Below are 23,344 nucleotides of genomic sequence, written 5' to 3'. Positions count from 1 at the left end.
TTAATATAAACAATAATATTCTTATTATAACATATTCTGTTAATACCTTATTCTTCAAATAACGTGTTCTAGTAATGATTTTACTTTTATATCAGTATCTGTTTTCGAAGAGGGTGTATTAACAATTAATTTCAAGTTAGAATTATCTGAAACATCAAAACTAATGAATTCAAAAAAAAGTTCACCTACAATTGGATGTTTTAGCTTTTTGTATGTTTCACTATTTCCCTGTACATCATGTCGATTCCACCATAAATTAAATTCATCACTTTCTCTTTTAAGATCTTCAATGATTTTAGCAAGCCAGGGATCTTCAATGTAGTGTCCAATTGTTGATCGAAATCTTGCCAGCATTCCTTGTGCATGAGATTCCCAGTCTATAAATAATTTCTTATAATCATCATATGTAAACATCATCTTAATCATATTTCTCTTACTCACATCTATTTTACTAAAATCAGCAAATACAGCACTTGCAGCTTTATTCCATGCAATAATGTTCCACCTCGTATCCATAATAAAGGACGGACTCAGTAATAGATTATCTAGCACATGCTGCAGCATCTCACTAACAGATTCTTGGTATGAAGGAATATCTGTCGGAAGAGCTTGTCTTGCCAAAGTATATAGATGAATTCGTTCTTGTTTATTAAGCATTAGTACCCTAGACAGGCTTTCCAGTACCTCTGCTGATACTTGTATAGAACGTCCTTGTTCAAGCCAAGTGTACCAAGTTAACCCTATGCCTGCAATATGTGCCACCTCTTCCCGTCTAAGACCTGGTGTACGGCGACGTCTTAACCCTTCTGAAATTCCTAATTGAGATGGTGAAATTTTGGCTCTTCTGGTCTTCAAAAAATCTCCTAATTCTTTATATCGCTGTTTCTCCATATTCAAACTTCCTTTTTATCCTATTATTATTTATACCAGTACAAATACGCTCCTATATCATCATAGAACTTTATATTATATTTATAACATATTCTAATACTATAAAATATACAAACGGAGGGTAATTATTCATGAAAATACTATTTTTAAATGGTTCACCTAGAAAAAACGGATATACTATTAGTGCAATGAAATGTATTGAAAAAGAAATTCACTCAAAGCATACAGTTGAATGGATTCACTCATATGATTTGAGTGTAAAGCCATGTATAAGCTGTTTACAGTGCAGACCAAATAAAAGCTGCATTCTTCCTAAAGATGATGGACATACTGTATGGCATAAAATTCGATCTGCTGATGCTATAGTTATTGGTAGTCCTACCTACTTTGGGAACATATCAGGACCATTAAAAATTCTTATTGATAGAAATCTCACTGCCTTTGAGGAAATAGCCGCGAGTGGCTTAGAAATGCCCATTCCATTACACAAAGGAAAAAAGGCTATTATGGTTACAGCGTGCAATGCGCCTTTTCCAATTAGTCAATTACCAACACAAAGTAAAGGTACTCTGCAAGCAATAGAAATAGTACTTAAAGCTGGCGGATATAATATTCTTGGAAGTATAACTATAGATGGAGCTGCTTCTAGAAATGAATTACCTCTGGAAATTGAAGAACAAACGAAAACACTTGGAATTAACTTACAAGAATAATTCATTATAACATAATTATTAATTGTCAGACAGCCTGACGTGCCAATGCTGGGCACGCCATAAGAAATGGCCGACTTATTGTCGGCCATTTCTTATATAAAGCATTTATCTATTAGAATTCTTAAGTCCTCTTATTAGAAGATTTACAACAGATTTTATGTTTTGTTTTCGGTTAGGATCTTCGAACGAGTTTGGATGAATAAAAACGCTGGTTGCAAGATATACTGCTCTTGCCTCTTGATACGGAGATTCTGTAAAAAATATACCTTCTGTAATTCCTTGTACTATAACCTTCTCTATACAATTAATTCCTTCTTCTTTGCCCTTTTCTATTACTTCCATTGAGCTTTGAGCTAGTTTTATGTAATTTGCAAACATTTCTGGATCATTAATGGCACTGTGATGTTTAGCTTCCACAAAGCTTTCTAGTAAATTACTAAGTTTAACATCTGCAGGACTATCTCTATTTAATATTTGATTTGACGGAGCATGCAAATGCGTAAGCCATCGTTCGGTAACAGCATTCCATAGAGCTGTTTTTCCATTGTAATATCTATAAATAGCTGCGTGGCTTACTTTTAATAATTTTGCCACGTCAGTGATATTCGCTTTATCTGGTCCGAAACGGCGAATAACTTCTTCTGTTGCATTAAGGATCATTTCTTTATCTAACGATATTTTATCCAAATTTATCACCGCTTTCTTATTTTTATTTTCAATTATATCATTTTTGACTTTATGTTTCAAATTACATCAATTGTTACTAAATTTAAAGCGACTGTGAATATATTTTTTTAAGGATACATGTTAAAAAAGGACTGCAATATTAGCTATTCCATTCTTACATTAAGTATTATTCATTGAGATTTTTAAGTCCTCTTAGCTGAAGATTTACCTTGTGATAAGTTACATATTAAATTACTTGTAATTCGTAAAAGAGAGTGATATAATTCACATATAAGTTACACATTTTATAAATTGTAACTTATAACTTTGTAAGTATAATCAACTTGAAAGGTGGAGTTTAATATGCGTATTTTTGTTACAGGTGCTACAGGATTTATAGGTTCTACAATCGTTAAAGAATTGATTGGTGCAGGACATGAGGTAATAGGTCTTGCTAGGTCGGATGCATCAGCTGCATCGCTTACTGCTGTTGGAGCTACAGCGCATCGTGGCTCTTTGGAGGATCTTGACAGCCTTCGTAGTGGCGCATCTTCAGCAGACGGCGTAATTCATGCAGCCTTTGATCATGATAATTTTATCGCTAATTTTTCAGCTTCTTGTGAGACTGATCGTCATGCTATCAATGCACTAGGTACTGCACTTGAAAAATCTAATAAACCATTAGTAGTTACATTTGGGACTGCAGGCATCAAACCTGGCTACGTCGTTACAGAAGATGATAAGGCTAGTTCAAGCTTAACCGCAGGTCCTCGAGCAGCTTCAGAAACGTTGGCACTTTCGCTAGCTTCTAAAGGTGTACGTGTGTCAGTAGTACGCCCTGCTCCAATAGTATATGGCGATGGCGAGCGTTATGGCTTGGTTACTATGCTTATTGAAATAGCTCGCAACAAAGGCTTCTCGGCTTATGTAGGTGACGGTTCTAACCGCTGGCCAGCTGTTCATAGACTTGATGCTGCGCATCTTTACAGACTAGCATTGGAACAAGCACCAGCTGGATCAATATTTCATGCGGTGGCTAACGAAGGGGTGCCTATTCGAGAAATCGCAGAAGCTATCGGTCGTCGTCTTAACCTCCCAGTTAAATCTATATCTCCAGAAGAAGCAGTTAATCATTTCGGACCTCTAGGACAGCTTGTCGCCGCAGATATTCCAGCCTCCAATGCTTTAACTCAAGAAAAACTTGGATGGAAGCCTGCGCATTTGGCACTAATTCAGGATATTGATAGGGCTTAGTACTTTACAATCGGACTATCTTTTGTTTCAAATAATAGAGTATTCAGAATAGAAATTCCCCCAAAAAAGCAGATTACCTTTACTTTAAAATGGTAATCTGCCTCTTAATATCTTAATATTCTAGATTTTTTATTAAATAAGTCTTTTCTCTATTGATTTAATAACCATTCACCCATATCTTTTGCTTCTGACAGAACTTCTGAACGTTCTAATAACTCTTTTGGTTCACGCAAACCTCCCGTAAGCAGGATTTTGTATTCACCAAAACCTAAAAATTCAAGACTTTTACCAGTTAAGTCAAAATAGCTCTTGAATTGTACTATATCGCCTCCGCCAAATGTAGATACAAATAAGACCTTTTTATTCGGAGAAAGGTAGCTTGAATAATCTTCTTTCATGTAAGCAACGAGTCTATCAACAACAATTTTCATCTGTGCAGACATTTGATAAATATATATAGGTGTAGCAAAGATAATACCATCAGCATCATCAATATCTTGATATATTAATTGCATATCATCTTTAATGGCACATTTACCTGTTTTTTTACAGGCATTACACCCCTGGCAACAGCTTATTTGCATTGTATTTAGGTTATAAGTTTTCACTTCAGTTTCTTTATTCTCCATGGATTTGGATACCTCATTAACCAGCGCCATTGTATTCCCAATTTTATGTGGACTTCCATTTAAAATTATGATTTTTTTCATAGATATAAATCACTCCAATCTTTATTTATTTTAAAATCACCTTAATTCTTCTTTTTTAATAGGGCCAGTATTAAGTCGGCCCTATTTAATATGGGTCATCTGAATTACAGCTATATTAAAATGCTATAAAATTATAAATCAATGTAACTCATATATTACATTCTTCACCATTACTGCCAAGTGACTTGCAATGAGTTTCTATCTACCAAACGTTGATAAGTGTATTTCGGATACCCAACCATTAGTCCTCCAGTAACCTGCATATTTTCTGGCAAATTCAAGATATCAAGTAATGGCTTATAGCCAGAAGCAGCACAAGCATTAAAAAATCCGGTAATGCAAGTTCCAAGACCCATTGAAGTCGCATAAAGTTCCGCATAAGCTAGTGAAAAGTGAGTGTTATCCCGACCAATTGGTAAAGAATTTTTGTCAACCATTGGGATTACTAGACAAGGAGCATCACGCAATACAACATCCTCACCATTCTGACGATAGTTAGCTATATGCGCGGCAAATGGTGCTTCATATGGTGATCCGGCGTAAGGTGGAGCTTTCAAAGCCTCTTCCAACCAGTCAATTGAAACTGATGTAATACTACGCAGTGTATCAGGATTATCTATTACGTGATAAGAAACTCCTTGAGAATTGCCACTTGTCGGTGCAAATCTTGCTATGTCCAAAAGCTGACTAATTTTTTCCCTAGGAACTGACTTCTTTTTAAATTCCCTAACCGAACGTCTGCTACGAAGAAATATAGCCGCAGTATCCTCGTCCAGAACTGGTACTTTTTCCAATTTTACTTGATTAACTAAAGGTGTTTTCACATTGTCAAGTGCTGCTGATTTACAAATAGCTACGCAGTGACCACATGCGATACAAAATTGACTTACGACCTTCGGTCCTTGTTCATCCATGGCTATAACACCTGTTGGGCAGACTTTGGCACAACTTCCGCACTTAGTGCATTTTGCAGAATCAACCTTTATCAAATTCATAATATCTTTTTCCATAGTATCTTTCCCCCTAGTATGATAATACAATTCATATTACAAGTTACATCTTTAAAACATTGTAACCTATAACACAAATTATATCATACCATTTTATTAATTACAAGTTATAAAATATGTAACTAATCATGAATTTATTTTACTGAATAATTAAAATCAGACTGCTGTTTTAGTAGATTGATTTCGCGTAAAGCTCTACCTCCTTGCATGAAAATGGGTGTGTTGTACTATGATTTGTATATTTCACCATACCATAAATGCTCGCTCAGCATTTCTTACAAGAATACGGACAGCATGACTTTGCTTAAGTAAATATGGTACAAAACGACTTCCAATCTTGCCTGTCGCCCCAGTTACAAATATTTTTATAAATTAATTCACTTCAATCAAAACAGTTTTGTTTATCAATTATTTTTATGTTATATTACTAATATATTAAGGTTAAGACCATTCAACCAAATTGTGATTATTATATGATTGATATCGATAGGATACTAGGAGGAAAATAAATGGAAGAGATTACAGTACAACAGTCGCTAGGTGAATATTCAGTTCCTTCAACGTCTATTAACGCCGATGAGACGCTTGAAGAAGAAACATTACGGCTGGCACGCCTTATCTATACACAAACTCCACATGACGGCACCTTTAGCCAGCACATCCCTGGTTTGCATATTAATCGTTATTCAAGAATCGAAACGGACATTATGAAAACCTTCTACTTGCCTTCCTTATTAATCGTTGCACAAGGTGCAAAGGCCGTTACCTTAGGGAATGAAATCTACGAGGTCGGCAGGTCAAGTATACTCATGTTCCCCGTTGCTCTGCCGGTGGCTCTCCAAACCACACAGGCCAGCTATTCTGAGCCGTTCCTTAGTGTCGGCTTGGAACTCGATCCACAAAGAATCTCCGAGTTAGTCATGAAAGTGTATCCACATGGTCTGCCTCCGATTCGTCAGCGGAGCACGGGTTACGTCGCGAACACCGACTTTGGCATTATCAATGCAGTCAGGCGGTTAGTGAAATGCCTGCAAAACCCCTCTGACACCAAATTGCTTGCCCCTCTCGTGTTGGATGAGATTTTGATACGAGTCCTTCGCAGCTCCATCGGTATTCATGTTGCTGAAATGGGTTTTGCAGATTCGGGCGTGCAGCGGGTTGTGAAGGCAATTTCCTGGCTCCGCGACAATTTCTCTGAGCAGATTAGGATTGCAGACTTGGCCCAACTGGTGCATATGAGCGAGTCATCATTTCATGAGCATTTTAAATCAGTTACTTCGATGAGTCCACTGCAATACCAAAAAGCGCTGCGCCTTCATGAAGCCAGGCGTCTTATGCTCTCCGGTTCAATGGATGCTGCCACTGCATGTCAGCTAGTGGGTTATGTGAGCGATTCCCAATTTAGCAGAGATTACAGTCGCTTTTTCGGAAGACCACCAAGGAGAGATATCTCCAATTTGCGTCAACAAAAGTAACTATTAGACTAACCAAGCCGTGTAGAATTATGCCAAAAGCTTTTATCTTACAAGTTCAATAGATGTTTTCGGAGGATTAGGCAAGAATTAACGTGAAACAGGCAAATCTTTTAATAAAATGCAAAGTATAATAAATTCATAAAATAACTACTTAATTGTTTTAGGGAATTAAAAGTTTATTAAATATAAATAAAATTAATAGCGAGGTATATGCAAATGAATAAAACAATTTTTTACTTTTCTGCAACAGGGAACAGCCTACAAACCGCCCTTGATATCGCTAATGCTTTGGGTAACACTGATGTGGTATCAATCTCCAAAGTCGGAATGAATTATAGTTGCAACAGCGAGGTAATTGGTTTTGTTTTTCCTGTTTATGCATGGGGACTGCCTAATATGGTATATGATTTCATAACAAGCAGTAACTTTAATAAAAATGCCTATTTCTTTTCAGTGGTCACCTGCGGGGGAGCTATCGGTACATGTCTTACAGATGTTAATAATATTCTGAAAGAAAAAGGCGCATATTTACATTACGGTTCTAAACTTCCTATTTTGTCAAACTATATATTTATGGTCGATATAAAGAGCGATAAAGTTGGCAAGCTAATCGCAAAAGCTGAGGATAAACTTGATGTCATCATTCAAGATATTAAAATCAGAAAAGAGTGTAGAATAAAAGGCAGTTTGGGTCTTCTTAGAAAGATGCATAATAAAGCCTCTGCTAATTTTAAGTCTACAGATAAAGATTATAGCGTATCAAAGAGTTGCACAAAGTGTGGCATTTGTGTTTCGGTTTGTCCAGCAAGAAATATTGAGATTATAGATGAAAAAGTAACGTTCAAGCACAATTGCGAAAAATGCCTTGCTTGTATTCATTGGTGCCCGCAAAAAGCCATCAATTACAAAAACAAAACTCAAAATAAACAGAGGTACCATAATCCTAAAGTAAAATTATCTCAATTGACATAACTACTAATAAGAGCATTGATTGCAAAGCTGAGCACCTAGAAATAGCAGTAAACTAAGAGATTTATGTTAATTTTAAATATAGCATAAATTTCTTTATTTTACTGCTCAGTTTTGCAATCTATCCTAGAACGAAGTCGCTAAAAGTACTTATTTCAGTTGCTGCTTTTATATCATTTTTGTTTTGCAAAAGTGCTTCTTCTCCCATCATACTACTTGATACGAATAATTAGATTTCCTAAGATAATCTCATGAAAAAAGTCCATACTAATAGAAGTATGAACTTTTTTATCTTTGATATTACTTTCCTAATAATTCATCAACTAATGCTCTATTGTTTTCTACACAATGGCCGCAGCCTGTTCCTACTTCAGTTACTTCTTGAACTTCTTCAAATGATTTTGCACCATTAGCAATTGCATTCTCTATGTCTTGTACTTTAACATTTTTGCATCCGCATATTACTTTATCATTATCCATTATATATTCTCCTTTAACTGTTTTTAAATTTAAATATGAAATCTTTTAACAATTATTAGTTTTAACACTTGCATCTTTATTATGTATACTTTTTAGCTCATTATCTTGCTAATAATTCTTTAACTAATTCTTTATTGCTTTCTACACAATGTCCACAACCAGTACCTACTTTAGTAATTGCTTGTACTTCTTCAAATGATTTAGCTCCATTTTTAATTGCATTATTTATATCTTGTACCGTAACTTTAAAGCATCCACATACTATTGCATTTTCTTCTATTTTATTTGCTAATATTAATTTATTAATTAGTGCTTTATTACCTTCTACACAGCGGCCACAGCCAGTGCCTACTTTTGTGATAGCTTGCACTTCTTCAAATGATTTTGCACCATTTTTAACTGCATTTTTTAAATCTTGCTCTGTTATTTTAAAACATCCACAAACAATTTTATTGTCCTCTACTTTAACTTCTTCCTTAACTCCAAATAATTTTGATAATATTGATTTAATCATCCTTCGTAACTCTCCTCATTATTTTTTTTATTTATATGAAAGGCTTTTTGCAATCACCTTTATTAACTATTTTTTAAAGTTTTTATTTTCATTAATATTTTTATATACTTAAGTATTCTAATTTTATTGACTCGGCTAGTTCTGGATTTTGCTTTGAAACATTCATTAGGTACATAAGTACATTGCCTGGATACTCTATCTTATCTTTTAATTGTGTGTATTCTAGAGATCTTCTTGTTAGAGCTACAACACAATTTTCACTATGATTTTCATTGCAGTCTTTACATAGCTTACAAATATTTGCGATTCCTCTAGCAATTATTTTATCCTCATAGTATTTTAAATCATCCTTTGGAATTAGATTTTCTCCATCCTCTATAGCTTTTATAGCTTTATCTTTTATATTTTCTACAACATACTTTGCAAATCCAATATTGCACTTTCTATAATTGCAATTATCTGAACCTTTCTGGCAACAGTCACCGCATATTTCTTTCATATCATTCTCCAAATTACTTAAATAATCCACTTAAACTCTTCCTTTCCAATCTCAAATCATATTCTCTAAATAAAATCAAGTAATTAACTACTAGTTAGTTAATTACTAATTAGTACTATTTATTTAAAAATTAAGGTGTAATTATACACCTGATAATTTCTTTAACATATTTATTAAATTCTTTTTCTCTTCAACACTTAAAGAGCTAAAAATTTCACTTAAATTATCTACATGCTTAGGGAAGAGTTCACTTATAAGCTTTCTTCCTTTTTCAGATATGCTTATCAAACTTGCACGTCTATCCTTAGGATCGGGACGTCTCTCAATCAACTCATCTTTAGCTAAGTTATCTATAACAACAGTCATATTGCCACCAGTTGAAAGAGTTTTTTCTAATATTTCACTGACTCTTAAATCTCCCTTGTGATAAAGTACTTCAAGTACTCCAAATTGTGAAAAAGTTAATCCTCCTTCTTTGATAATTTTGTATTCTCTTTTGTTAACACTTTGTATGCACCGGCTTAATGCTATTATAGCTTTTAAATTTAAATCATTTAATTCTCCATAAGTAATTTTATTCTTATCCATGGGTATAATAATATTACTAATTAGTAATATTGTCAAGTAACTCATATTAAAATAGTTTTCAGAAAACAAAAACCACATAAAAACCGCATTGGTTTTACCCAATGCGGATAGTAATATTAAAAATTACCGCTTATTTCTTTTTTAAATTTCTAACATCTTCTTAATACTTTAAGTGCCTCAGCAACCTTTCTAGCAAAATCTAGAGGCTCGTCTATAGATTCGAAATGGATATACATAAGTCTTGGTTCTTCAAATAACCAGTGATTATGAAGGGCTGTAATTAGAATTCCATTCTTTCTTAGGATAGATATAAATGGATTAACTTCTTCAGGTAATATAACAGTTTCACCTAAATTTAGTGTTTTCCCATGACTATCCATTGATTCAAAAGAAAATAATGCTGCTAAAACTAGTGGAGATTGAGTTTCTCTTCCTAATATTTCAACATCTAGATTTCTATTAAAAGTCACAGCACATAAATTGTCCTTTGATTGAAGAATCTCTGCTCCAAGTATACGAGCAAATTTTCTACAAAGACTATCTGAATTATTTTTATCTGTACAAGCTTTAATTCCACAATTATACATAAGCTTATCTCCTTATTCTTTTGTATTCACAGAAAGTGAACTTTATCTTTTAACAAATGTTCTAAGATGTTAACTTTCTATGTAAATAGGCTTCCATACATTTTATTAAATGCTGTCAAGTTTTGTGAAAAATTTCTGCTATTTTTATTAGCAAATAATCTAACAGACTTTAATCCTCATATTTTCTTAAACTAAAAAAGCTATCTAAAATTCAAATATTTTAAGACAGCTTTTTCAACTTATGAATTATGTATATTAAATAGCAGATTTTTTTATTATATATAGCATAGTGTTACACTTCATGAAGACACTTATTAGTAGGACTTTCAATCCAGACTCCCTCATAATTATATCTTGAACCATGACAAGGACAGTCCCAAGTTAAATCATCAGCATTCCATTTAAGTTCGCAGCCTAAATGAGCACACTTTGTTGATACTGTATATACTTTGCCTTCATTATCCTTATAGACCCCAGCCTTTTGACCTTTATATTCTATAATGCCTCCATGACCATTTTCAATGCTACTAAGATTTTCCTCGGGAATATTTATCCTCTCTGCAATAAAGTTTTTTGCAGTTATAACAAGGTCCTTTGCAGCATTTTTCATAGATGCTGACATATCAAACCTTCTTGGCGAGAATATCTCAGAAAAATCATTTTCATTTCCAAGAATCATATCACTTATTATCATTGCTGCAACCATTGAAGTTGTCATTCCCCATTTTTTAAATCCTGTTTCAACATAAATATTAGGTGTTTTAGAGGAGTACTGACCTATGTAAGGGATATTGTCTAAAGTCATACAATCTTGAGTTGACCAGTGATATTTTTCTGTTGCGTTTGGATAAAATTCTTTGGCAGCTTTTCTTAATTCCTCGTATGCTCCACCTTCTTCATTTTCCCCAGTTCTTCTTGCTGCACCACTAAATAATAATAAATTTTTATAATTTCTAAATGAATAACCTGTTTTATCAATACCTTTATACATTCCATTTACATCCTGTGCATTTTCTAACGCTATAACATACGCTCTTTCTTGATGCATTCTCATAAAATAATATCCTGGAGTATTCAAAAATGGATAATGTGCTGCTACCACTATTCTATTTGCTTTAATTTTCATATCATTCTTTGTAACTACAGTATTATCTTCAGTAATATCAAGAGCTACTGTATTTTCATAAATAGTCAATTGTTCGGAAATTGGTCTCAAGAACTTAAGCGGATTAAATTGTGCTTGATTCTTAAATTTCAATGCCTTTTTAGTCTCTGCAGGGATGCTTACTTCATCTACAAGCTCTGCATCAATTCCTAATCTTTTCGCTGCACCATATTCATCTTCAAGATCTACAACGTTATCTAAAGTATACAAGTATGCATCTTTATACTCAAAGTCACAATCAATTTTTTCTGCATCAATTATTTCCTTGTATCTCTTTATTGCAAGTTCATTAGCTCTCGCATATTGTCTTGCCCCTTCTTCGCCAAATTCCTTAATGATACTATCATAAATTAAATCATGCTGAGATGTTATTTTAGCAGTTGTATTTTTGGTAACTCCTCCTGCTATACTTCTAGCATCAATTACAACAACTTCTCTCCCACTTTTATTTAGCATATATGCTGTGAGCAATCCTGCCATTCCTGCTCCTATTACAAGAATGTCACATTGAATATCTTGATTTAAAGTTTCTCTTTTTCTAAAATTAACTTCATAGCTCCATACACTTTCCATGCAAATCACCTCATGCTTAGTATTCCATTTTTTTAGATACTATACACAGATTTCTATTAGATCCTGCAATTAATTTCAAAACCAAAGTATTTTTATAATAAAAAAGACCGCCAATTATTTATATCAGCAGTCTGCTTGAAATCTATTTTAAGTTTTGCATTTCAGTTAATAATTTATCTAATTCTCCTGCTGCAGATGTTAATGTATTTGTATCTATTGGATTTGCCTTTGCAGATGATTGTATTGCTCCCATAGGTACTTCAATTTTTTCATAAAGAGCAGGATTTTTTTGTTTTACCATATCTTCACTAGTACTCCAGTACTTTTCTAATCTTTCAGCATATTTTGTTACTTTTTCTTCATTAAGAGGTGATGTAAATTTCTTAATTTTAGCTAAAGCTGTTTTCATGTCTTGCGGAGCAGATGAAAAAGCAATAGATTTTTGTAATTGATCTAATGTCTTATCTAACTCATCAATTGCAGCAGTTAATGTTTTTGTATCTAGAGGTTTCATTTTTACGTCTGCTTGAATAACTCCTAATGGAGATTCAACTTCTTCATAAAGATTTTTATAGTTATCCTTTATTCCATCTTCAAATGAGCTCCAATTTTCTTCAAGTTTATCGGAAATCTCTATAGCCTTATCTTCTTTCTTATTATTTAAATTCGTATTCATCTCTTTTAATGTATCTCTCATATTTTCAATCCCAGTTGCTGTTGCATCATTTTCTTGTAATTTAACTAATTCCGAATCCAATTTATCAATTGATTCATTTAAAACCTTTGTATCTAGCGGTTTAACCTTAGATGCTGCTTCAATAACTTCTAATGGATCTTCAATTTTAACATATAAATCTAAATATTTGTCCTTTAAATCATCCTCAAATTTATCTTCAAATTCCTTCCAAGTATCTTCTAATTTTGTACCACCTTCATTAACTTTATCTTCCTCATTATTAGAAACTTGCGTTTTCATGTCCTTAAGAATATTTCTCATATTGTTACTTGCATCATTAATAGTAAATGCTTTTGTTTCTTGAGATGCTGTTTGTGCTGTACTCTCAGCTGGCTTAGTCTGTTCAGTTTTTTGCACTCCACAACCTGTTACTGTAATTGCTGTCCCTAATACTGCTATTAATAATAAATTTCTTACTGATTTCATAAATAAATCCTCCTGCTAATTTCTTTTTCATATTTTCTTTTGTTTTAATTTCTTATGTAATGTTACGAGTATTGCTATAACAACTAATACTGCTTGAGGTATCACTCCTTGCCAAGTCGGATATACTGCGAGTGCAGATATTGTAGGCAATGAATCACTAGATGTAGCTGATAATACTCCAGCCAGTTGAAGTCCATTAATTCCCATACCAGTAAACTTTAATCCTAAATAGAAAACTAAAAGACTGGATACAAGGAAAAATGGCTTCATTGGAATACGTAAACCTATCTTTAGCATTAAAACAGCTATTATTATAAGTATCGCAAAGCCTAATGCTATTCCTAGAAATAAATCAGTTAACTTAATTGAAGATGCCATTCCAATGTAGAAAAGAACAACTTCAGTTCCTTCTCTAAATACTGCTAAAAACGCTAAAAATCCTAAAGAGAATAAACTTCCATTAGCTAATGACTTATAACTTTTATCCTGTATACTGTGATTACGTGAGGATACTTCCGATTTACTATGTAACCAATAACTTACATAAATAAGCATTACTGCTGCGAATACGCCTGTCCAGCCTGATATTAAGAAATTATTATTTCCAAAAGTACCTGATGTGAATAGAAGTTTAACTAAAACAGCTAATACAATACTTACTATGCTTCCAATTACTACTCCACCATATATCCAATTTTTCTTATCTTCTTGGTCTGATTTCTTCAGAAAACCTAGTAAAGCAATTACAACTAAAAGCGCTTCTAAACCTTCACGAAGTATAATTGTAATTACATCTATTATACCGTATGATGTATTCCCATCTAATAAAGATAAGTATCCATGCATTCTATCAATAACCTTTACTGCTTTATCTTTTTGAATTGGATCTACTGTAAGATAAGCTTTTGCACTAACCATGTCTCTTTCAGCATCGTCATATACAGTTTTTGATTTTGTTAAAACTACTCCTTCAACATCTAACCAAGATGAACTAAAAGTGTCCATTGTTTTAACTGCTTCATTATCATTTCCACTTTCAATCTGACTCTTTGCTTTTTCTAAAAGTGCAACCAAGTCTTTTATAGTAGTTGGTTCTCCTTTAGTTTTTGTTTCTTGACTATTATTTTTTCCTTCTATAAATGCTTTATTGGTCTTTTCTAACTCCTCTAAAGCACTTATAATTTTATATTTTTGCATAGGGTCTTGAGAAAATAGGAATTTAACCATTCCCATTTTGCCTTCAATATCTCCATAAGCTTGTTTCGATTGTTCCTTAACTCCATCTTCAAGTTCAATCCAAGCTTCATTATATTCCTCATAAAAATCTTTTCCTTTAGAAAAATCATCTGCTTTTACAGCTTCAAGTGATTTTTCAATGAACTCATTGCTCTTAGACAAATCTGCCTTCGCATCTGCTGCTAATACTTTAATTGCAAACATGGGTAACATCAAAAATACTACCAATAATAATGTAAATAACTTACGCAACCATTATCACTCCTTCTCTTTTGTAATTTTATTTTTTAGTATATATAAAATATTTCCTAATGAAATATAGGACAATCTTTTATAAATTTTTATTTTCCTTAAGATTAAAAAAGGTATTTATATAAGAATAAAATTCACTCCAACACCATTGATACACCTTCTCAATTAAACCTGATTATCATTATAGATTATATTAAAAAATAATGCAAGATGTTTATAAAATAAATATTTAAGGAAATATTTCTCTATTTTCTATCCTTCAGTACATAATGTATTTATCATATTGAAATTCCAGATGGCTTTAATAAGACTAACAACCTTAATTACATTGCACTAAATGAGAAACATATGTTTAAATCAGAAAATCTAAGATGATGCTAAAAGTAATAATAAAGCTAACTTAGATAAATTTAATAAATTGTGGTACAAAAATGCCGATGAAATTGCTGAATTTTTATCTGGTGCAAACCCTAATCTTTCAAATTCAGAATTAAAAGACATATTGCATAAACATTTAGAATTTGTAACTAATCAAGTTGTTGCTCGGTTAAAGAAAGATTGGAAGGCAGATGTTGAGGCCTATGATAAAGGTGAAGATCATATGATTAAATTTGCCGATATGGTATCTAATGATATTATAAAACAATTTCCTGAAAAATTTAGTTAATATATATTAAACACTAATTTATAGATATAAAAATATATAAAGATGCTGCAAAACTATTTTTTAAGCAGCTATGTACCGTCTTCTATTATTATTGAAAAAATAGTAGTAAAATCAATTGTAATTCTTAAAATTTCATGTAGTTCTCTTATTATTTGAATGAGTGAATTATGTAACTTTTGTGAGCCTTTATGGCTCGCTTTTTTTATATAAATAATATTTATATTATAAATAATTGTACCTAAGTCATTATGAGTTAATATAACAGAATATACAGAAAATGTAACTATCAAGTAAAAAGTTGTAGGATGAACAAATACATTATAGCTCGAATAATATAACATGAAGATATTTACTAATGAGTATAAAGAGATTATCACAAGCAGGTGTTTGAAATGATTTGTGTATTTGATAAGATTAAGTTTAATATAAAACGAGGATATTATAGATATATTGGTTCTGGATCTTGCAGAGATGTATTTGACTTGGGAAACGGGTATATAATCAAAGTAGCAAGAAATATGGCAGGAATTGCACAAAATAAATGTGAGTATAGTATTTCATGTTATGATAATTCTGATTTATTCGCAAAGGTTGTAAAAGTTTCGAATGACTTTAATTTGCTAATAATGGAAAAAGCAGATAAGGTATATGATCTTTCATATGTATGTATGTTTTTCGATGTTAGAAATACAAGTGAATTGATTAAATCAAAAGACCTACGAAATATTAAGCAGGATTATAATTTATTGTTAGATGATTTGGAGAGGGCAAGTAGCTGGGGGACAATTAAAGGGAGACCTGTTATTATTGATTATGGCTTTACTAAAGATGTTTGGGCAAGATATTATTAATCTTTTTAAGAATAAGATTATGTATTATATTTAGAAACAATTATTATATGTTGTGAATATATTATAGTATACAAAAGAGGAGAGGTGATTAATATGTTATGTTGTTGCCCATTTTTTAGATGTCACAGGCGTTGTAGATGTTGTAGAAGATCTTGTTGTTTCTAACACACTATTAATTTTCCGTACAATTTAAATATTATGCATTAAGGTATAGATAGGCCTATTTCTTAAATGTATTGTTGTATTACCAAGGAGGAAATAGTTATGATTTTTTTGAACACTGATAGTATCACAGAAACACAGACAGTTGCTGTGACACAGACATGCACTGGGACACAAACGCATGTGCATGAATTCGAAGAAAGCGTTAAATTAGCGGAAGAAGGGGAAGATAGGCATAATCATCGTGTAGCAGGTGTTACAAGTGAGGTTATACAAGTTGGAGGGGGTCGGCATGTGCATGCATTTGGAATAATTAATACAGATTTCCTTGATCACCATCATGAAATAGGGGGAACAACTGGACTTGATGTTCCTATTCCAAATACCAACAAACATGTGCATCTTATTAGTGGCATTACAACTACTGATGATAATCATAATCATGAGTTTCTTTTTACAACACAAATTAATAGTCCTCTTGTATAAGTTAAATTGAATTAATTAGGGAGAAGACTTTATTAAGTCATTTTTCATTATAATAAAAAGAGCTTGCATCATTCATAGATGCAAGCTCTAGTTTTTCGAAAGAACTTGTTAAGTGAATATGTGGCAAAAGATAATAAAATAAATTACAATTGAATGTGTTAAGCTAGGTGATTTTACTATGAATATAATACTTTCTATAAGATTTCTTTAGTAGTTATTATCTTTTAGTATGCTTGTAGGATCTTCTACTAGAGTTGTAAAATAATAATTATGCTCATGCCCATCATCATAAGTTGTTGTTCCTCTCAATAAGTGAACATGTTTTCTTCCATTAACATAAAGAGCTGGACCAGTAGTGCCACTTATTTCATGATAATGATGACTAGATGTATCTATAAAGACATTTACTTTGTGAACATGGGATTGACCATGCCTAATCGAAGGCCCAGTAACACCTGCGATATGATGACTATGTTCTATTCCTTCATCATCCTTTACATAATCTACACTTGATTGGAATTCATGATTATGAGTTTCTCTTTTAGCAGTTTGATTCTGATTTTGATTATCATAACTACCGTAGTTGTTATAACTATTTTCCATTAAAATTTCCTCCAAATAATTTCAATACTATATACTATTCATTGAATTTTAAAAGGTGAAATATATAATCACTACTTTTCATCTTTTAATATCTAATGAGGACTACTCAGAACTTTATAACAAGTATATCTAAAATTTAAAGAAACCGGAAACGGCATAAAAAAATTATCATGCTAATTGCTACAATTACTCTGCATAATCATTATTCTTCTTCATTGTTATATACATAGAGAATTCAATATAAATAAGTGCATATGCTAATCATATACACCTATTCTTCTCTAGCTTATAAAATTCTCACAATAAGCTATATATTCTAATCTATTATTATTCGCAGTCACACTCTTCAACTTTTCTAAATATTTTTAGTAAACGTAAATAGTGACTTGCTTCACGTAAAGTATGATCACCTAGTAATGGTATTATTATAGATTTGATTTTACACTCTACTAATCCCTGAGTACCTTGAGCTTTAAATTTCCTTATTGCTTCAGTTGCTTTTAAACTATCATCTGTAACTTTAGAAATTGGTATTGATTTATCCATAGCTAATCTTGCTTCTCGTGTTAACATATCAAACTGATGTCCAAAATTGTTTGCTGTATTTATTAATTCATCTTCAGTTGGATCTAGTAATCCTCGTATAAATTTTGAATGTTCAGCCATAATTCTATTCCAGAAAGCTTCTTGCTCATAAGCTTCTCTCTCTAGATTAATTTCTTCACGATTTTGTAGCCTTTGAACTAGGGTAAAATAAAACTTTGCTTCTCTTAGAATATGATCTATAAGCAAAGGATAATTAACTGTAAATATCCTACAAGACAAAACATCTGATAATATTCCTGTCTTAAATCTTATTAAGCCTCTAGTTAATTCCAATGCTCTATTGTTAATTGCAGATACTTTTTTCTCAAGTGACTCATGATTATGTCTGCTAAAAGAATTATTCATTAATTCAGCTTCCATTTTAGTAAGATTAGTAGCGATTTTCACTCCTGTAAAATATGCTGATGCTTTTTCAGCTTCAAGGGTAAAAGGGGTTACCACTTCACCCGATTTTAACACATCACTGCTTACAACACCTTCAGAAATAGTAATTACATCACATAAAAGATTATCGAAGCCCATTCTAAAAGCATCTGCTTCATCTGCATAATTTGAATTCTTTGGTGTAAAACCTATTTCCAAGAAAAATGAATGCTCCTTCATAATTCTTGCAAAGAAAAGATGTAATTCTAATGATTGTCGTATAAATTTACTACTAGACAACACGTTAATTTCTCCCATACAATAATTCAATATCAATTCCATTATATTAGTTTTCCCGCTAACTGTTACTCTCTTATCATACTGTTGAAAGTAAAAGCTGTTTGGATATAATAAATTTAACTATAATAAATCAGAAAATAGTTTTAATAAAGTAAGTGTTAAAATATATTCAAAAATGATCTTTATACTATAAATAGAGCTATGGTAACTTTCCATAACTCTATTATAAACTGCTATTAATTATGTTTTACATTAATTATTATTTAATTTAATATTAAGCTCTTTTCTTTATTTCTTCTTCACTTTCCATTTCAGATGGCTCATCTATCTTATTTAATGCTATATCACATACTTGATCAAAATATGCAAGTTTTACTCCAAAGATATAGATAAGTGCTCCCATAAGAGCTAAGTATAAAACTAAATATACTGGTCCTAAAAATGCTGCTGGAACTACATTATATAAAGTCAATGTTCCAAAGAACATGAATACTACACCTGCTACCCACTTTATATATACTTCTGGTATATGCCTGCACATCCATGCTCCGCCCAAAATACCTATACCATCTGCAACAAGCATTCCAACTGTTGTTCCCATTAAAATAAGAAGTGGCTGCCGATTTTCTGCTGCTATTGTTATTGTCATAAGCTGAGTCTTATCACCCATTTCTGCTATAAAAAATGCAATAGCCACTGTGACAATTGGGCTAAATTTCACTTTTTTGTTTTCCTCATCTTCTAATTTATCTCCACGAATTGTCCAAAGGCCAAAGGCTAAAAAAGAAATTGCTGCTATTATTTTTACAAGATTCATAGGAATTAAGGAGCTTAAATAACTTCCAACTGCAACTGCTAATACGTGATTTAAAATAGTTGCAATTAAAACCCCAGTCAATACCTGTTTAGCCTTGTATTTGCCTGCCATTGCCATTGCTAGTAGCTGCGTTTTATCCCCCATTTCTGCAACTACCACTAGTAATAATGCCTTGATAAATGATGCCATTTTTAATACCTCCATTTATATTAATTTAATTAACTCCTTTAGTGTTATTTTATAAAAAATAAAGACCATCAGCACAATAAAGCATCTTCTTATAAATCTTTCTTGATAACTCATCAAAAAAAGATTTATAACACAACACTAATATTGCGCTAAAAGTCTCACTTAACTAAAAATTAGTTACAATAAAGCCAGACCCAAGGTCAGTATGTTGACTTTATCACCTTTTTAAAGGCAGTTACTCCCTCTTAACTTTAAATCAAATTTTCACTTATTAATTTTACAGCAGATTCCATCCGCTGTCAATAAATCCCAATATAAACTCATCAAGCATTTTAGATTTATTTAATGTACATGTCTATGATGAATATCTGGTAAATGTGGGTGGGTATGCTCTATGGAATTATGCGTATGTAAATGGGAATGATACTCTTTTACGCCCCCCTGCTTGTATCTATGTTCGTGGTCATGATGGCCATCATTATGATTATGCCTATGCTCATGCTCTATACTTTCATGTTTATGTTTATGCACATGCTCTTCCTTTAATAAAAGTACCGCTCCAATAATCATAATAGGTAAAGATACAAAAAATACTTTACTTGGAATATCACCTAGTAAGATAATAGATAAAATAGAACCAATGAATGGAGCAGTTGCAAATAATGCACTAGTTCTCGCACTTCCTAAATCCCTCATAGCAAATACGAATAATACTATACTTAAACCATAACAGAAAAATCCAATTATCATAGCGACTATTATAACTTTCAAATCTGGAATTTGATTTTTTAGCACTATTGATAAAACAAGTGAAAATATACCTGCTGCTATTCCTTTGATTGTAACAATTGAGAATGGATTTTTTGAGGAAATATTTCTTGTAAAGTTATTATCAATCCCCCAACATAAACAAGCTATTATAATTCCTAGTGCCCCTATTGAAAGTCCCCATTGATTTGTAAAATCCCATGATAAAACAATACTTGCAATTGTAATTAATGCTATAGCCCCTAAAATTTGTTTTCCTACATTTTCTTTAAAGAATACTATTGCAATTATTGTTGTAGCAACCCCTTCAAAATTTAACAACAATGAAGCAGTTGAAGCGGGTGCTATTTTAAGACTACTTAATAAAATAATAGGAGCTATAATGCCTCCAAAGATAATTGCACCAAATAACCAGATAAAATCCCTTTTATTCAAAGATGCTTCATTTATTCCTTGCTTTTTAATTGTCAAATTTACAATCTGAAAAATTAACAAACCTATCCCACTACCAAGATATAAAAATGAAGCAAGAGGAATAGGTTGAATTTCTCCCAAAAGCATCTTTGTTATAGGAGCGCTTGCTCCAAATAAGATTGACGCTAATAATGCCATCATAATTGGATAAAACTTCAATTTATTCATTGTAATTTTTCCTTTCATTTATAAATTTAATTATATTTATTTTACCATAATCTCCAAGTACAATAAAATTCTATCTTCTTTATTTATAATTAAAAATATATATAACTGTCTTTAGCAACTGCCATTTTATCTTCAGGTTTTAAATTGCCAAAGAATTTCGAGAGCATCCTAAACTGAATAATTCAATTGCTGCATAAAAAGGTAATTTAACTTCTACATAACTGTTTTTGAAATTTTTAACGAATGATGTGTTATTTCTATCTCTTCTATGCTTACATATATATATTATTGCTGTTTTATGCTATCCTAAATATTATGAAAACATATTATGGAGGCATACGCATGGATAATTCAAATATGATTAGACTCGTTAATCAATATAAAACTGATTCAGAATCTGTTTACAATACATGGTTTACATATAACGAAACTAGACTTAAAGCATTTAGATCAATAAGACGTGGAGTTATAGATGTCATCAGTTCTATTAAAAATAATTCTTTTGGAAATGATTTTAAAGGTTCTCCATTAGAATTTGTACTTAAATGTATAACAGAACAAAAACAAGTTTTTGAAGGCGCAGCACATCCATTCTTCTGGAAACCAAAGCTTAGAATTCCTGATATTTATGAAAATGAAGAAAATAAGAAAATATTTGGACAGTTCTTGGAATCTTGTTTATCAGCTAATGCTGAAGATAAACTAATAAAAGAAATTATAAAGTTAGATAGCTATAAGATAAAAGGCTTAGGTCCAGCTGTAGCTAATATACTCTATTTCTTGCATCCTACACTAATGCCTCCATTTAATACGGCTATGGTAAATGGATTTAATGCAATTTTTTATGATAATAAAAAACTTGGTTCCTGGACTGATTATTTACATATGAGAGAAGTAATTATAAAAACTAATGAAGGACTGAATCCTTTATTATCAAAAGACTTAGGTGCTATATCAGGTTTATTATTTGATGTAGGTACTGGAAAAATTTCTTTAAGTGAAAATTGGGAAACTTCTCTAAACTTTGAGAAAAGTAAATTAGAAAAGGCATTAAATAAGCGCCGTCTTGAAGTAGAAAATGAAGTTAAAGAAGAATCAGAACATTTAAAGGTACAATTCATGTTAACTGAGGTAGGTAGAAGCCTAGGTTATGATGTCTTCGTTGCTGTTAACGATAGGACAAAATCTCTTGATGGAAAGAGCTTAGAATTTATCACTTTATCTGAACTTCCACCACTAGAGCTTCAAAAAGAAGTTTTGAGAACAATTTCCCTTATCGATGTTATTTGGATAAATAAAAATACAGATGAAATTGAATGTGCTTTTGAAGTAGAAAAAAGCACCTCTATATATTCAGGAATATTGCGCTTAGTTGATTTGGCATCATCACTTGGTTCTAAACAATATAACTTTTTCCTAGTTGCTCCTGACTCACGCGAAAAAGAAATAATCGCTCAATTAAATCGCCCATCATTTAGAAACTTAGAATGTATTACTTTAAGGTATATGTTGTTTTCTAAACTATACGAGAACTTTAATTCATTAGGTACGTTTGGTGATGATTATAAAATACTTTTTAAGATTGCTAGTGAAGTTAATACTTGTATTTAATACAACAAAATAATATAGAGGTGGCTAATTGCTAGCTTCCTCTATATTATTTAATTTACTTAATTCCATAATGTATAGATGCAATTCCAAAAGTTAAAGACTCATACTCTGCATCTTTAAATCCAATCTCACTAAACTTTTCTTTAAGCTGCTTTTTGTTCATAAAATTATTCACGGAATCTCTAAGATAATAATATGCTTTTTTATCTCCTGTACCTATTGATCCTACTGTTGGCAAAACATGATTGAAATATATATCATATATATTTTTTAAAATTGGTATATTAGGTTTCGATAGTTCTAAGCATACAACTTTTCCACCAGGCTTTAAAACTCTATACATTTCTGACAAAGCTTTACCTTTATCTTGAATATTTCTTAACCCAAAAGCAATAGTAATACAATCAACGGTATTTTCTTCAAAAGGTAATTCTAAAATGCTGCCTTTAATTAATTTAAACTTATAATCCTTAGCTAAATGATTAAGTCTTTCAGCTCCTACATTAAGCATTTCTTGGCTAAAGTCTACACCAAT

The 23,344-nt window shown here is 31.8% G+C and carries 26 protein-coding genes; 8 read left to right on the top strand and 18 right to left on the bottom strand.

The window, feature by feature from the left end; genetic code table 11:
• Positions 1 to 54: 54 nt before the first annotated feature.
• The gene (locus tag COL3_RS17305; RefSeq protein ID WP_008425423.1) at positions 55 to 891 is read right to left on the bottom strand and encodes a helix-turn-helix transcriptional regulator; all 837 of its coding nucleotides are present in this window, start codon (positions 889 to 891) and stop codon (positions 55 to 57) included.
• Between the two features lie 131 nt (positions 892 to 1,022).
• Here COL3_RS17305 and COL3_RS17300 point away from each other — a divergent pair, with 131 nt between their 5' ends.
• Complete coding sequence (locus tag COL3_RS17300; protein WP_008425422.1) at positions 1,023 to 1,604, top strand: flavodoxin family protein; 582 nt, start codon at positions 1,023 to 1,025, stop codon at positions 1,602 to 1,604.
• A 105-nt stretch (positions 1,605 to 1,709) separates the two neighbouring features.
• On the opposite strand, the gene COL3_RS17295 is transcribed toward COL3_RS17300, so the two are convergent.
• Positions 1,710 to 2,351 (bottom strand): TetR family transcriptional regulator, encoded by a 642-nt coding sequence (locus tag COL3_RS17295; RefSeq protein WP_008425421.1) that lies wholly within the window; start codon positions 2,349 to 2,351, stop codon positions 1,710 to 1,712.
• 282 nt (positions 2,352 to 2,633) lie between these two features.
• Here COL3_RS17295 and COL3_RS17290 point away from each other — a divergent pair, with 282 nt between their 5' ends.
• The gene (locus tag COL3_RS17290) at positions 2,634 to 3,524 is read left to right on the top strand and encodes an SDR family oxidoreductase (protein ID WP_099716672.1); all 891 of its coding nucleotides are present in this window, start codon (positions 2,634 to 2,636) and stop codon (positions 3,522 to 3,524) included.
• A 149-nt stretch (positions 3,525 to 3,673) separates the two neighbouring features.
• Here the strand turns inward: COL3_RS17290 and COL3_RS17285 are convergent, their stop codons facing one another.
• From COL3_RS17285 to COL3_RS17275, 3 genes are all read right to left on the bottom strand, one after another.
• Positions 3,674 to 4,234, bottom strand: coding sequence for a flavodoxin family protein (locus COL3_RS17285; protein ID WP_008420220.1), 561 nt, complete (start codon positions 4,232 to 4,234; stop codon positions 3,674 to 3,676).
• A 170-nt stretch (positions 4,235 to 4,404) separates the two neighbouring features.
• Positions 4,405 to 5,244 (bottom strand): nitroreductase family protein, encoded by an 840-nt coding sequence (locus COL3_RS17280; protein WP_008420222.1) that lies wholly within the window; start codon positions 5,242 to 5,244, stop codon positions 4,405 to 4,407.
• 243 nt (positions 5,245 to 5,487) lie between these two features.
• A complete protein-coding gene (locus COL3_RS17275; RefSeq protein WP_278286681.1) occupies positions 5,488 to 5,607 on the bottom strand; it encodes an NAD(P)H-binding protein in 120 nt (39 codons plus the stop codon).
• A 146-nt stretch (positions 5,608 to 5,753) separates the two neighbouring features.
• Here COL3_RS17275 and COL3_RS17270 point away from each other — a divergent pair, with 146 nt between their 5' ends.
• The gene (locus tag COL3_RS17270; RefSeq protein ID WP_099716671.1) at positions 5,754 to 6,719 is read left to right on the top strand and encodes an AraC family transcriptional regulator; all 966 of its coding nucleotides are present in this window, start codon (positions 5,754 to 5,756) and stop codon (positions 6,717 to 6,719) included.
• A 210-nt stretch (positions 6,720 to 6,929) separates the two neighbouring features.
• Positions 6,930 to 7,691, top strand: a complete 762-nt coding sequence (locus tag COL3_RS17265; RefSeq protein WP_347474383.1) for an EFR1 family ferrodoxin — start codon at positions 6,930 to 6,932, stop codon at positions 7,689 to 7,691.
• A 297-nt stretch (positions 7,692 to 7,988) separates the two neighbouring features.
• Here the strand turns inward: COL3_RS17265 and COL3_RS17260 are convergent, their stop codons facing one another.
• From COL3_RS17260 to COL3_RS17225, 8 genes are all read right to left on the bottom strand, one after another.
• A complete protein-coding gene (locus COL3_RS17260; RefSeq protein ID WP_008423076.1) occupies positions 7,989 to 8,168 on the bottom strand; it encodes a (2Fe-2S)-binding protein in 180 nt (59 codons plus the stop codon).
• Between the two features lie 100 nt (positions 8,169 to 8,268).
• The gene (locus COL3_RS17255; RefSeq protein WP_008423074.1) at positions 8,269 to 8,682 is read right to left on the bottom strand and encodes a (2Fe-2S)-binding protein; all 414 of its coding nucleotides are present in this window, start codon (positions 8,680 to 8,682) and stop codon (positions 8,269 to 8,271) included.
• 100 nt (positions 8,683 to 8,782) lie between these two features.
• A complete protein-coding gene (locus tag COL3_RS17250) occupies positions 8,783 to 9,211 on the bottom strand; it encodes a hypothetical protein (RefSeq protein ID WP_035283291.1) in 429 nt (142 codons plus the stop codon).
• A 111-nt stretch (positions 9,212 to 9,322) separates the two neighbouring features.
• Complete coding sequence (locus tag COL3_RS17245) at positions 9,323 to 9,769, bottom strand: MarR family transcriptional regulator (RefSeq protein ID WP_035283295.1); 447 nt, start codon at positions 9,767 to 9,769, stop codon at positions 9,323 to 9,325.
• Positions 9,770 to 9,918: 149 nt separating this feature from the next.
• Complete coding sequence (locus COL3_RS17240; protein ID WP_008423069.1) at positions 9,919 to 10,356, bottom strand: DUF1259 domain-containing protein; 438 nt, start codon at positions 10,354 to 10,356, stop codon at positions 9,919 to 9,921.
• A 292-nt stretch (positions 10,357 to 10,648) separates the two neighbouring features.
• Positions 10,649 to 12,094, bottom strand: coding sequence for an FAD-dependent oxidoreductase (locus tag COL3_RS17235; RefSeq protein ID WP_008423067.1), 1,446 nt, complete (start codon positions 12,092 to 12,094; stop codon positions 10,649 to 10,651).
• A gap of 142 nt (positions 12,095 to 12,236) precedes the next feature.
• Positions 12,237 to 13,256, bottom strand: a complete 1,020-nt coding sequence (locus COL3_RS17230) for a hypothetical protein (RefSeq protein ID WP_008423064.1) — start codon at positions 13,254 to 13,256, stop codon at positions 12,237 to 12,239.
• A gap of 27 nt (positions 13,257 to 13,283) precedes the next feature.
• A complete protein-coding gene (locus COL3_RS17225) occupies positions 13,284 to 14,744 on the bottom strand; it encodes an FTR1 family protein (protein ID WP_008423062.1) in 1,461 nt (486 codons plus the stop codon).
• Positions 14,745 to 15,162: 418 nt separating this feature from the next.
• On the opposite strand from COL3_RS17225, the gene COL3_RS17220 reads away from it, so the two are divergent.
• The 3 genes from COL3_RS17220 (at position 15,163) to COL3_RS17210 (ending at position 16,910) form a co-directional block, all read left to right on the top strand.
• Positions 15,163 to 15,411: a hypothetical protein gene (locus COL3_RS17220; protein WP_008423059.1), complete on the top strand. Its 249-nt coding sequence runs from the start codon at positions 15,163 to 15,165 to the stop codon at positions 15,409 to 15,411.
• Between the two features lie 392 nt (positions 15,412 to 15,803).
• Positions 15,804 to 16,262, top strand: coding sequence for a hypothetical protein (locus COL3_RS17215; RefSeq protein WP_008423056.1), 459 nt, complete (start codon positions 15,804 to 15,806; stop codon positions 16,260 to 16,262).
• A gap of 264 nt (positions 16,263 to 16,526) precedes the next feature.
• Positions 16,527 to 16,910 carry a YmaF family protein gene (locus COL3_RS17210; protein ID WP_008423054.1) on the top strand — a complete coding sequence of 128 codons (384 nt, stop codon included), beginning with the start codon at positions 16,527 to 16,529 and terminating at the stop codon, positions 16,908 to 16,910.
• A gap of 207 nt (positions 16,911 to 17,117) precedes the next feature.
• Here COL3_RS17210 and COL3_RS17205 read toward each other — a convergent pair whose 3' ends face one another.
• The 4 genes from COL3_RS17205 to COL3_RS17190 form a co-directional block, all read right to left on the bottom strand.
• Complete coding sequence (locus COL3_RS17205) at positions 17,118 to 17,513, bottom strand: YmaF family protein (RefSeq protein WP_008423052.1); 396 nt, start codon at positions 17,511 to 17,513, stop codon at positions 17,118 to 17,120.
• A gap of 327 nt (positions 17,514 to 17,840) precedes the next feature.
• Complete coding sequence (locus COL3_RS17200; RefSeq protein WP_035283288.1) at positions 17,841 to 18,785, bottom strand: DUF2935 domain-containing protein; 945 nt, start codon at positions 18,783 to 18,785, stop codon at positions 17,841 to 17,843.
• A gap of 271 nt (positions 18,786 to 19,056) precedes the next feature.
• Entirely contained in the window at positions 19,057 to 19,788 is a 732-nt protein-coding gene (locus tag COL3_RS17195; protein WP_008423048.1) for a TMEM165/GDT1 family protein, read from the bottom strand.
• A 342-nt stretch (positions 19,789 to 20,130) separates the two neighbouring features.
• Positions 20,131 to 21,198: a DMT family transporter gene (locus COL3_RS17190; protein ID WP_008423045.1), complete on the bottom strand. Its 1,068-nt coding sequence runs from the start codon at positions 21,196 to 21,198 to the stop codon at positions 20,131 to 20,133.
• 342 nt (positions 21,199 to 21,540) lie between these two features.
• Between COL3_RS17190 and COL3_RS17185 the strand changes: the two genes are divergently transcribed.
• Complete coding sequence (locus COL3_RS17185; RefSeq protein WP_008423044.1) at positions 21,541 to 22,809, top strand: hypothetical protein; 1,269 nt, start codon at positions 21,541 to 21,543, stop codon at positions 22,807 to 22,809.
• Positions 22,810 to 22,864: 55 nt separating this feature from the next.
• Here COL3_RS17185 and COL3_RS17180 read toward each other — a convergent pair.
• On the bottom strand, positions 22,865 to 23,344 hold a 480-nt coding region (locus tag COL3_RS17180), incomplete at its 5' end, for a ubiquinone/menaquinone biosynthesis methyltransferase (RefSeq protein WP_099716670.1).

This window comes from Clostridium sp. LS, from assembly GCF_002760435.1.
Taxonomy (GTDB): Bacteria; Bacillota; Clostridia; order Clostridiales; family Clostridiaceae; genus Clostridium.
Note: the sequence above shows the minus strand (reverse complement) of the source record. Positions and strands in the feature narration are given on the sequence as shown.

Coding starts and splice junctions, on each gene's coding strand:
- COL3_RS17210 (WP_008423054.1), top strand. CDS start 16,527: ATGATTTTTTTGAACACTGATAGTATCACAGAAACACAGACAGTTGCT.
- COL3_RS17230 (WP_008423064.1), bottom strand. CDS start 13,256: ATGAAATCAGTAAGAAATTTATTATTAATAGCAGTATTAGGGACAGCA.
- COL3_RS17215 (WP_008423056.1), top strand. CDS start 15,804: ATGATTTGTGTATTTGATAAGATTAAGTTTAATATAAAACGAGGATAT.
- COL3_RS17300 (WP_008425422.1), top strand. CDS start 1,023: ATGAAAATACTATTTTTAAATGGTTCACCTAGAAAAAACGGATATACT.
- COL3_RS17195 (WP_008423048.1), bottom strand. CDS start 19,788: ATGGCATCATTTATCAAGGCATTATTACTAGTGGTAGTTGCAGAAATG.
- COL3_RS17280 (WP_008420222.1), bottom strand. CDS start 5,244: ATGGAAAAAGATATTATGAATTTGATAAAGGTTGATTCTGCAAAATGC.
- COL3_RS17260 (WP_008423076.1), bottom strand. CDS start 8,168: ATGGATAATGATAAAGTAATATGCGGATGCAAAAATGTTAAAGTACAA.
- COL3_RS17235 (WP_008423067.1), bottom strand. CDS start 12,094: ATGGAAAGTGTATGGAGCTATGAAGTTAATTTTAGAAAAAGAGAAACT.
- COL3_RS17265 (WP_347474383.1), top strand. CDS start 6,930: ATGCAAATGAATAAAACAATTTTTTACTTTTCTGCAACAGGGAACAGC.
- COL3_RS17185 (WP_008423044.1), top strand. CDS start 21,541: ATGGATAATTCAAATATGATTAGACTCGTTAATCAATATAAAACTGAT.
- COL3_RS17245 (WP_035283295.1), bottom strand. CDS start 9,769: ATGGATAAGAATAAAATTACTTATGGAGAATTAAATGATTTAAATTTA.
- COL3_RS17205 (WP_008423052.1), bottom strand. CDS start 17,513: ATGGAAAATAGTTATAACAACTACGGTAGTTATGATAATCAAAATCAG.
- COL3_RS17240 (WP_008423069.1), bottom strand. CDS start 10,356: ATGTATAATTGTGGAATTAAAGCTTGTACAGATAAAAATAATTCAGAT.
- COL3_RS17255 (WP_008423074.1), bottom strand. CDS start 8,682: ATGATTAAATCAATATTATCAAAATTATTTGGAGTTAAGGAAGAAGTT.
- COL3_RS17290 (WP_099716672.1), top strand. CDS start 2,634: ATGCGTATTTTTGTTACAGGTGCTACAGGATTTATAGGTTCTACAATC.
- COL3_RS17270 (WP_099716671.1), top strand. CDS start 5,754: ATGGAAGAGATTACAGTACAACAGTCGCTAGGTGAATATTCAGTTCCT.
- COL3_RS17285 (WP_008420220.1), bottom strand. CDS start 4,234: ATGAAAAAAATCATAATTTTAAATGGAAGTCCACATAAAATTGGGAAT.
- COL3_RS17190 (WP_008423045.1), bottom strand. CDS start 21,198: ATGAATAAATTGAAGTTTTATCCAATTATGATGGCATTATTAGCGTCA.
- COL3_RS17305 (WP_008425423.1), bottom strand. CDS start 891: ATGGAGAAACAGCGATATAAAGAATTAGGAGATTTTTTGAAGACCAGA.